This is a genomic window from Bellilinea sp. (assembly GCF_053501535.1).
Window position 1 is genome coordinate 23,998 of record NZ_JBRCOK010000153.1, and the last position, 9,036, is coordinate 33,033.

10 protein-coding genes are annotated in these 9,036 nt (G+C 53.3%); all 10 read right to left on the reverse strand.

The annotated features are described in order from the left end of the window. Nucleotides 1-12 precede the first annotated feature (12 nt). Nucleotides 13-1,806, reverse strand: a complete 1,794-nt coding sequence (locus ACWIZX_RS14140; protein ID WP_448336232.1) for a heme o synthase — start codon at nucleotides 1,804-1,806, stop codon at nucleotides 13-15. Continuing rightward, entirely contained in the window at nucleotides 1,796-2,608 is an 813-nt protein-coding gene (locus ACWIZX_RS14145; protein ID WP_448336233.1) for an SURF1 family protein, read from the reverse strand. The genes ACWIZX_RS14140 and ACWIZX_RS14145 overlap by 11 nt, the downstream gene beginning before the upstream one ends. Before the next feature lie 4 nt (nucleotides 2,609-2,612). Next, on the reverse strand, nucleotides 2,613-3,134 hold the full coding sequence (locus tag ACWIZX_RS14150) for a hypothetical protein (protein ID WP_448336234.1): 522 nt from the start codon (nucleotides 3,132-3,134) through the stop codon (nucleotides 2,613-2,615). A 1-nt stretch (nucleotide 3,135) separates the two neighbouring features. Next, complete coding sequence (locus tag ACWIZX_RS14155; RefSeq protein ID WP_448336235.1) at nucleotides 3,136-3,795, reverse strand: SCO family protein; 660 nt, start codon at nucleotides 3,793-3,795, stop codon at nucleotides 3,136-3,138. Further along, entirely contained in the window at nucleotides 3,750-4,319 is a 570-nt protein-coding gene (locus ACWIZX_RS14160) for a cytochrome c oxidase subunit 3 (RefSeq protein ID WP_322791328.1), read from the reverse strand. Before ACWIZX_RS14160 ends, ACWIZX_RS14155 begins: the two co-directional genes overlap by 46 nt. Next, a complete protein-coding gene (locus ACWIZX_RS14165) occupies nucleotides 4,319-4,522 on the reverse strand; it encodes a cytochrome C oxidase subunit IV family protein (protein WP_322791327.1) in 204 nt (67 codons plus the stop codon). Before ACWIZX_RS14165 ends, ACWIZX_RS14160 begins: the two co-directional genes overlap by 1 nt. Nucleotides 4,523-4,532: 10 nt before the next feature. Next, on the reverse strand, nucleotides 4,533-6,380 hold the full coding sequence (locus ACWIZX_RS14170; RefSeq protein WP_448336236.1) for a cytochrome c oxidase subunit I: 1,848 nt from the start codon (nucleotides 6,378-6,380) through the stop codon (nucleotides 4,533-4,535). A gap of 21 nt (nucleotides 6,381-6,401) precedes the next feature. Next, nucleotides 6,402-7,823 (reverse strand): cytochrome c oxidase subunit II, encoded by a 1,422-nt coding sequence (gene coxB, locus ACWIZX_RS14175; protein ID WP_448336237.1) that lies wholly within the window; start codon nucleotides 7,821-7,823, stop codon nucleotides 6,402-6,404. Nucleotides 7,824-7,960: 137 nt separating this feature from the next. After that, on the reverse strand, nucleotides 7,961-8,614 hold the full coding sequence (locus ACWIZX_RS14180) for a response regulator (RefSeq protein ID WP_448336238.1): 654 nt from the start codon (nucleotides 8,612-8,614) through the stop codon (nucleotides 7,961-7,963). Then, nucleotides 8,611-9,036, reverse strand: a 426-nt coding sequence (locus ACWIZX_RS14185; RefSeq protein ID WP_448336239.1) for a sensor histidine kinase, incomplete at its 5' end; no start/stop codon positions are given. The genes ACWIZX_RS14185 and ACWIZX_RS14180, both read right to left, overlap by 4 nt.

Genomic DNA, 9,036 nt, shown 5'->3' on the forward strand with positions numbered 1-9,036 from the left:
GATGGCGGGAAATTATATCAGTACATCCACCACCAGCGCCAGAAAAATAAAAGCCAGATACATGCTGGAATAACGGTACATGCGCCAGGCAACTTTATTGCCCGGTTTGCGCAGCACATCCCAGGCGGTGTAAATCAGCCACAACCCCAGCACCAGCGCAGAAATCAGGAAAATACTGCCGGCAACCTTAAACAACGGCATCAGCAAGGTCAGCCCAACCAATTCCAGCGTATAGATGAAGATTTGAATGCGGGTCTCTTTTTCCCCTCGTACCACCGGCAACATCGGCACACCGGCGCGGGCATAATCCTTGGCGCGTACCAGCGCCAGCGCCCAAAAGTGAGGCGGAGTCCACATAAACACCAGCGCAAACAGGAACAGCGAGGGGATATTCAAACTGCCCGTAGCAGCCGCCCAGCCAACCAGGGGCGGAATGGCGCCCGCCCCACCGCCAATCACAATGTTTTGCACCGTCAGGTGTTTAAGCCAGATGCTGTAAATCAACACATAATAAATCATGCCGGCCACTGCCAGCAAGGCAGCCAGCAGGTTGACAAAGCCTGCCAGCAGAAAAAAGGCCGCCAGACAGGCAGCGATGCCGTATGCCAACCCCTCCGCCGGTGTCAAAATGCCGGCAGGGATCGGGCGTTTGGCTGTCCTCTGCATTGCGCCGTCAATTTGCCGGTCAATGTACTGATTCAGCGCGCTGGAACCACCTGCCGCCAGCGCACCCCCCAGCAATGTCCAGAAAGTCAGCCAAAAAGGTGGGATTGCTTTGCCGCCCACCACCATTCCGGCATAAGTCGTCACCAGGAGCAATGCGACGATAATCGGCTTGTTCAACATCAGGTAGGCTTTCAAACGCCGCATACCGCCGACCCGCGGCATGGAAGCCGATTGTCGTTCCTCTGCAGGGCTTCTTCCCAGCCACACCGATGCACTGAAGAGCACCATTAACGCCACCCAAATTGCCGCGGTAATCGCCGCATGAACCACCACCAGATCGAGAGGAAAATCACCTTGAACCTTGAGCGCGCCAATCAACGCCTGTCCGCCAAAGAGTACGATGAGTGCACTGGCAGAGCTCAACACAAGCGGCTGGTCGGCATAAGCGCGGCGCGTAAAAAGAAATAACGCACCTGCCAGAGCGGCAGCCAGTAAAGTAAACAGACGGTGCCCCAGCGCAAGCCATCCCAAGCCGCTGACAGGCAGCCCCCCTCCGCACAACGGAAAACCGGAGCAGGCGCTGCCTGCATCCAGCCGCGCCACCAGCACCCCCGAAATCATCAAAGCAAACACCACCAAAAGAACGATAAACGAATGTTGTTGCAGGTGAGAATGCAAAAAGGGAGCGGGACGGCGAGCATCAGGTGACGAAACAAACGAAACCACCAGAGCCGTGCTGAGCATTGCCATCGTCAGCAGAGCCGCTGCCAGATGCCCGACACCCATCCAGACCGAATCAGCCTGTCCAACCAGCCCCGCACCCAGTAGCAGTTGAGCAAGGAAGAAGAATGAAGCAATGGTCAGGCTCATTTTCAGCCAACCACCCTGCTGCCTGACCCACACCCATATCGTCAACCCCAACGTAATCAGACCGCTGAGCGCTGCGACTAAACGATGAGCCATTTCCACGCGGGCTGCGGCTTCCTGAGGAAAATTTAACTGTCCGTAGCAAGTCGGGAAATCCGGACAGCCTTGTCCAACCGGGTTGAACCGCATTGCGTAGCCGATCATCAAAGAAACAAAAGTTAAAATTGCTGCTGTCAGCAGCCAGTAACGCAAGGTTTTGTTCTCAATGTTCATAAATTTCCTCCCCGAATTCAATCGCCTCGCTATTCCCATTTTTTTCCCCCGATTCGGCTTTGTTCTCCAGTTGCTTACGCACAAAAAAGGGGTAACCCATTGCCAGAATTGCCGCAAAGGTAAACCATTGCAGCGCATACCCAAAGTGAGGGCCTTCGGTGATCTCAATATCCGGCAGGGATGGATACGGCAGGCGCAGGGCAGCCCCCTGCGGTGCCTGCTGAACCCAAACCGGCAGCAGGTTCAGACCGGTTTCATTCTGCCAGCGGTTGAGATCTACCCAGTTCCATGCCTCGGGGCGCGGTTGAACCGTACCCGCTGGCGGATCCGCCACCCCCCCAATTGCCGGTTTCGGTATCGGCCGGCGAAGCATGCCGGTCAGTGAAACAACTCCGCTCTGGCGGTATTGCAGACGGCTTTCCGCATCAGCCTGATCCAGGGGGATCCAGCCGCGATCCACATAGACCACCCAATCCGAGCCATCAATCCGCAGGGGGGTGAACAGGTGATAGCCAGCCTGATTGTCCCAGACCTGATTGCGCCACAAAAATTCGTGTTCAAAATCATAAACACCGCTGACCTGTACCATCCGGTATTCCATATCGGTCAATTGACTGACGGGAATTTCACCGTTCAAATCCAGCGGAGGGGCGTTCAACTGCGCTGTGATGCGCCGATTCAAGTCCTGCCGCCAGGCCAGCCGCTCCAACTGCCAGAAACCCAGTCGTATCATGACCGCCACAGCGGCAATCACCAGCAGCGTGGTCAAAATCCAGCGCGGCGTCAACAAGCGGCTTCTCATGCTTTTATCCTGCCTCGCTGACGGCATGTTCATTTTCACTGCCCGGCAGCGGTTTTACGACCAGGGTGTACAGCCACAATAAAATCCAGGTTGGGAAACCAATCGAGATAATCCCGAATACGCGGTCTGAGGCTTTGGCGCGGGCCAGCACATCAATCCCCAATGAGCGGGTTTGCTGGAAACTGCATTCCATCGTGTACTGGCTGGGGCGGTCCAGCGTCATCCGGCTGCTGGAACCCGGCAGGACCCACAACGGTCCTAACTGATGGGAAACATCATCCAGATTGCGCACAACCAGTGTGTCGCCTTCCACGAATTTCATTTCCGGCAAGGCCGGACCGTTTTCACCATTTGCGATCCGCTGCGCCGTGCCTGCCGGAATGAGAATTTCAACCACCTGAGGCGGACGCTCACTTTGATCCTTGACCAGCTGGTAGGATACCTCACTCACCGCAAAGGCAAAAACCGAACTGATCAGCAAACTCCACCACAACCGCCGTAAGGCTGCCTGAACCGCTGGAGACATCTTACTTCTCCTTCAAAATCTGGCGAATATCCGCGGCGATATCCTCAGGCGGGGTGCCGTAGGAAAAAGTCATCCTCAAATTACCGGCAGGATCAATCAAATAAACGCGGGTCGAATGATCTACCAGATAACCGAGGGCAGTCTGACCTTCCTGAATCTGGCGATAGACCCCGTAGGCCTTCCAGATGGGTGATAACGCTTCTTCGCTGCCGGAAAGACCGATAAATTGCGGATCAAAACCGGCTGCGTAGGATTGAATCCGCTGTGGGCTATCCCGTTGAGGATCAACCGTGATAAAAACCACATCCAGACGATCCGCATATGCCGCCAGATCCGCCTTGACACGTTTCATCTCGGCCATCGTCGCCGGACAAAAGTCCGGACAGGTGGTGTACCCGAAAAAAATCAACGTGATTTTCCCCTGTTGGTCGCTCAAGCGGTACAGCGATCCATCGGCACGGGCAAGTTCAACAGGCGGAGCAGCAACCGGCGGCTCGATCAGCGATCCATGAAAGGAATAAGGCTGGGCAAAGGCCAGCAGCCACACCGCGATCAAGCCTGCCAAAACACCCATACCAATCAACCAGATCGTCCGCTGCATTCCTGCTCCTTCAATCAGATAGTACCGATCAGATACAGCGCCGGGTAGAAGAAAATCCACACCACATCCACAAAGTGCCAGTAGTTAGCGGCTGCTTCCACGGCCCAATGTTTTTCCGGGCTGTAATGCCCTTTGAGGCCATTGCGGTAAACGATGAACAGGAAGATGACACCGGTCAAAACGTGAAAAGCGTGCATGCCGGTCATCATGAAAAAAACCGCTCCTTCCGGGCCATCCGCCGGCCCGAACGGCGCCAGCCGCCACTCGAACCCTACCACACCGACCAGAAAGCCAATTCCCAAAAGCATGGTGATCAGAATGCTGGTTAAGAAGCCTTTGCGGTTGCCTTTGGAAATTTGCACTTCGGCCCGGTTGGCAAAAAACGAGCTGATCAACAGTACCGAAGTAACGATCAGACCCAATTCCTGTTCCAGATGCGGACGTTTATCACCCAGCAGGTAAAAGCGGGTGACCAGCAAAGCCGCAAACACAAAAGAATCGGAGAGAATGAACAACCACAGACCCAGACGGTTGTTCGCCAGTTTTTGTTTATAGGAAGTCAGGGTGGCTTCGTGAGTAGTCATCAGTGTTCTCCTTCCGAGCGAAAGACCCGTCCGATGTGCATGAAGTAAACCAGCACCAGACCGGCTTTGAGTAGAGCCACAACCCATAGAAATATCGCTGCGGCTTCATGGGTGCCAAGGTAGTACTCCACCACCGTAAGGATTGCCAGCCCTAAAAAGACCAGCACACCTCGTTTGAGTTCGTCCATTTTTGCTTTTTGCATTTTTTTCTCCTCAATCACCCGCCTGCTGGGGCAAGACTTCAACATAGCGGGCGCCTTTCAGCCCGTAGTCGTACGGATCACCCACCACTCGAAACGGCTGGGGGTAGTTGTGCATCGGCGCGGGGGTAGGCAGGATAGTCCATTCCGGCGAACGCGACTGCCACACATTCTCCGTCACCACTTCGCCCCGTTTGGCGCTGACAAACAGGTTAATCAGGAAAATCAGCACCGACAGTGCCACCATAAACCCCGCAATTGTGATGATGAGATGAGCCGTTTCAAAACCCTGGGCGGGGTCATAATCGGCGATGCGGCGGCGCATGCCCAATAAACCAATCATCATCTGTCCAAAGGACATGATCAGGAAACCGGGCGTCAAAAGGTAAAAGTGGATTTTTCCAAGCGATTCGCTCATTTTCCTGCCGGTAACCTTGGGATACCAGTAATAAACTGCCGCAAACAGCGGGAAGATGAAACCGCCGAACATGGTCGCGTGGAAGTGACCGACTACAAAATAAGTATCGTGCATGTGCAGATTGGTCGAAATGGTACCTAAAGGCGGGCCGGTGATGCCGCCAATCAGGAATACGACGATGGCGCCGATCAAAAAGAGCATCGGGGTTGCAAAACGAATGCGCCCCATCCAAATTGTTGCCACCCAGGAAAAGAACTTAATCCCGGTTGGGACGGCCACCAGCAAAGTGGAGTACATGAACGGCACGCGCAGGTATTCTTCCATGCCGGAAGTGAACATGTGATGCGCCCATACCAGAAAGCCCACCAGGGCAATACCCAGAGAGGACATTGCCACCCACTTATAACCAAATAAGGGCTTGCGGACAAAAACCGGCAGCAGCTCGCTGATAATTCCCAAACCGGGCAAAACAAAAATGTAAACCGCCGGATGAGAATAGAACCAGAAGAGATGCTGGAAGAGAATGGGGTTGCCACCTTTGGTACCATCAAAAAAGCCCATCCCAAACAAACGCTCAAAACTGACCATCTGGAAGGAAGTGCCAATCAACTGAGTTGCCGTCAATGCGATGATGGAAGTCGCCAGCGTTGCCCAGGCAAATATTGGCATGCGGAACATCTTCATTCCCGGCGCGCGCATCCGCAAAATGGTTACGATCAGGTTCAATGCCCCTAAAATTGAGGACCAGCCGGCAAAGAAAACCGCCACGAAGAACATTTGCATGCCCATTGGCGCACGAATGCTCAAAGGCGGATACCCCGTCCAGCCAGTATCGAACCCGCCGGTAAAAATGGCGGAAACCAGCACGATGGATGCCGGTACCGCCAGCCAGAAGGAAAAAGCATTCAGACGCGGGAAAGCCATGTCCTTTGCGCCAATCAACAACGGCACGGCGTAATTGGACATGGCGGAGATGCCCATCAAGATGGAAACGATCAGGGTCATGCCGTGCATTCCGATCAGCGTGTTAAAGAAGTTCAGCGTAACCCACTGCATGCCGGTCTGTACCAGCTCAACGCGAAAGATCAACGCGAACGAACCGCCCACCACCAGCAGAAAAAGGGAAAGAAAGGCATACTGAACGCCGATGACTTTATGATCCAGACTGAACCCAAAGTAGCGTTTTATACCCGGCTCTTCCTGAATCTCCTCCGGCTCAGGAGTTTCTTCCCCCTTCGCCCAGGCAAACCAGTCGCGGAATGCCCCAATCCCAATCAAGAAACCGATAACCCCAAACGCAGCCCCCAAAACCCAGGCCGGTTCGGCTTTGTAGGCCAGGCCCATCAACGCACGAATGCCGGTCACCACCCCAATCCCGGCTGCCCAGCCGATGATTTGGCCAACCAGTCCACGAACCATTCCGTAAGAAAAAATACCTTTCATAAGTCTGCCTCTCCTCAATGATTATTTGAGCGACTTGATGTATTCGATGATTTCCAGAATTTGTTGTTCTGGAATGGTGTCCTTATAAATCTGCGGCATGACCCCCGGTACAAAACCCTTGGGCACTTGAGCATTGGGATTGATGATCGCCGTCAACAAATACGCATCATCCACCGTGACCACCGAGCCGTCCGTCAGTTCATGGGTCAACCCATACAAACCTTTCCAGGTTGGACCAACATTGGGCGATCCATCTACCGAGTGGCAGGAAAGACAACCGTTGTTACGCGCCCACACTTCTCCGCGTGCAACCGGGTCCGTGCCAAGTGCCGCCAGTTGATCCTGCACCCATTGATCAAATTCGGCCTGGGTAACCACTTTGACCGGCGACTCCATGTAGGCGTGGGAGGTACCGCACATTTCAGCACAGCGCACTTTAAATTCTCCCAATTCGGTGGGGGTTACCCGTAACTCGCGCACCAGATTTTCACCCGGCAGGGTATCCTGCTTGACCCGAAATTCCGGTACCCAGAACGAATGGATGACATCCAGCGATGTCAGTTTCAGCAAGGCCTGCTTGTTGACCGGCATTACCATAGCATTGGACACAATCCCGTAATCCGGATATTCAAACCGCCAGAACCACTGCCCGGCCACCACTTTGATCTCCAACGCCTGCGGATCAGCCCGGCGGGTTTCCGCCAGTGAAACGGAACCCAGATAGGCAAAATAAATCACAATCCCCAGAGGGATGATCGTCCAGATAATTTCCAGTGGATTGTTACCTTTGATATAGACGCCGTCTTCTTCATCATCTCCCGCTTTTTGACGGAACACCACCAGACTGTAACCAAGAAAGACAACGATCAGGGAAAACAACAACGAGATCATGAAGAAATGCAGGTTGAACAGCCGATCAATTGGCTGAGCCTGGACACTGGCGGCAATCGGCAGCAAGGGGATATTGCTCAACAAGAAATAAATCAAGCCTGTGAAAGCTGCAATCAAAACACCCACAATGAAAAAATGCTTCATAGATGATCTCCTCTGAAGGGGGAAATGCTCGCTTGTGGTTTGCGAAAATTTGGGTAAATTCAACCAATCTTCTGCCTGTGCAGGTGTCATCGTGCGTCGGTCATATACCACTACCGCCCCGCTGGACTTCAACGACACCAGCATGACCTGCATTGGCTGCTCGCCGGTAACGAATTCCTGTAAAAATTCGGCGCGGGAAATTGCCTTGTCGTCATAATCCAGAATGATTAAATCCGGTGCCCAGCTTTGCATTTCACTCAGCACGGCTTCATTGGAGGCCACCCGGCGGATTTCCAGCTGTGGGTTTTTCCACTGGCGCTGAATCATTTTTTCCAATCCCTGTCCAAACAAAGGATTGGCTGAGGCAATCAATACCCGCTGATAAGGCGCACTTGTTTTCGGACTCATATAAATTCCCTGAAATTTAACTCCCGAAAATACCCATGTATAATTTACACAAAAATTGTCCGATTTTCTATCCTCGGACAATTTTTTACAGGTTAAATTCAATTTTCTGATGGGGTGATTTTCAGCTCACCCGCTCATCATTCTCTTTTGTGGATTAACCCCAATTGCAGGCCTTTACTGACGGCTTCGGTACGGTTGGAGGCTTCCAGCTTTTCAAGGATGTGGCGGACGTGTGTTTTGACGGTATTTTCCGAGATAAATAAATGAGCCGCAATCTGGCTGGTCGTTTGCCCGGCAGCCAGACAATCCAGCACTTCCAGTTCACGGTCACTGAGTAACGGTTGAGATTTGATTTCCCCCTGCTGCGCCAGTGCGCGCAGCACAATGCCCGTCACCTCCGGAGATAGTGCGCCATCCCCTTGTGCAACCCGCAAAATGGCTTTCCGCAAGTCTTCCGGCTCGATATTTTTCAGCAAGTAGCCATCCGCTCCCAGACGGATGGCAGAAAGTAAATCTTCTTCTTCCTCAGAAATGGTTAGCATCAAGACGCGCACCGCAAGATTCATCCGCCGGATTTGATCCACCGTCTGAATGCCGTCCATATCCGGCATGTTCACATCCAGCAGGACAACATCGGGTTTCTCCTGCTGAATGACTTGTAAAGCCTCGCGCCCGTTGCCGGCTTCACCGACCACCTGTAGACCAGGCAGGTCATTGATCAGCCCAATCAGACCGCGGCGGAAAAGAGCATGATCATCCACGACAACCAGTCGAATGGGAAAAGCAGTCATACTGGAGCTTCCTCTTGCTTTAAAGGTAAATGAACCCGGATGGTCGTCCCTGCCTGAGGCTTACTGATCACCTGAAAATCTGCCCCGATCAATTCCGCGCGCTCGCGCATGCCGCGCAAACCGTGCCGCGAAAACTCCGGCACATCCTCGGCGCTGAATCCCACCCCGTTATCGCTGATTTCCAGAATCAGCATACCTTTCCAGTTGCGCACTTCAACGCGAACCTGGCTTGCCTGCGAATGCTTGCGCACATTACTGAGAGCTTCCTGAACAATTCTTAACAATTGGGCCTGAATTTCGGGCTCAATTTTCGGCAATTCAGCCGAGATAATACGTTCGACGCGCATACCGCTATTCTTCTCAAATTCGCGGCAAAGCGGTTCCAGCCAGAGGTTCATATCTTCGCCCGGACTTAATCTCAA

Bases quoted from the DNA above. Each gene is read 5' to 3' on its own strand.
- ACWIZX_RS14140 (WP_448336232.1), bottom strand. From the start codon at position 1,806: ATGAACATTGAGAACAAAACCTTGCGTTACTGGCTGCTGACAGCAGCA.
- ACWIZX_RS14145 (WP_448336233.1), bottom strand. From the start codon at position 2,608: ATGAGAAGCCGCTTGTTGACGCCGCGCTGGATTTTGACCACGCTGCTG.
- ACWIZX_RS14150 (WP_448336234.1), bottom strand. From the start codon at position 3,134: ATGTCTCCAGCGGTTCAGGCAGCCTTACGGCGGTTGTGGTGGAGTTTG.
- ACWIZX_RS14160 (WP_322791328.1), bottom strand. From the start codon at position 4,319: ATGACTACTCACGAAGCCACCCTGACTTCCTATAAACAAAAACTGGCG.
- ACWIZX_RS14165 (WP_322791327.1), bottom strand. From the start codon at position 4,522: ATGCAAAAAGCAAAAATGGACGAACTCAAACGAGGTGTGCTGGTCTTT.
- ACWIZX_RS14170 (WP_448336236.1), bottom strand. From the start codon at position 6,380: ATGAAAGGTATTTTTTCTTACGGAATGGTTCGTGGACTGGTTGGCCAA.
- coxB (WP_448336237.1), bottom strand. From the start codon at position 7,823: ATGAGTCCGAAAACAAGTGCGCCTTATCAGCGGGTATTGATTGCCTCA.
- ACWIZX_RS14180 (WP_448336238.1), bottom strand. From the start codon at position 8,614: ATGACTGCTTTTCCCATTCGACTGGTTGTCGTGGATGATCATGCTCTT.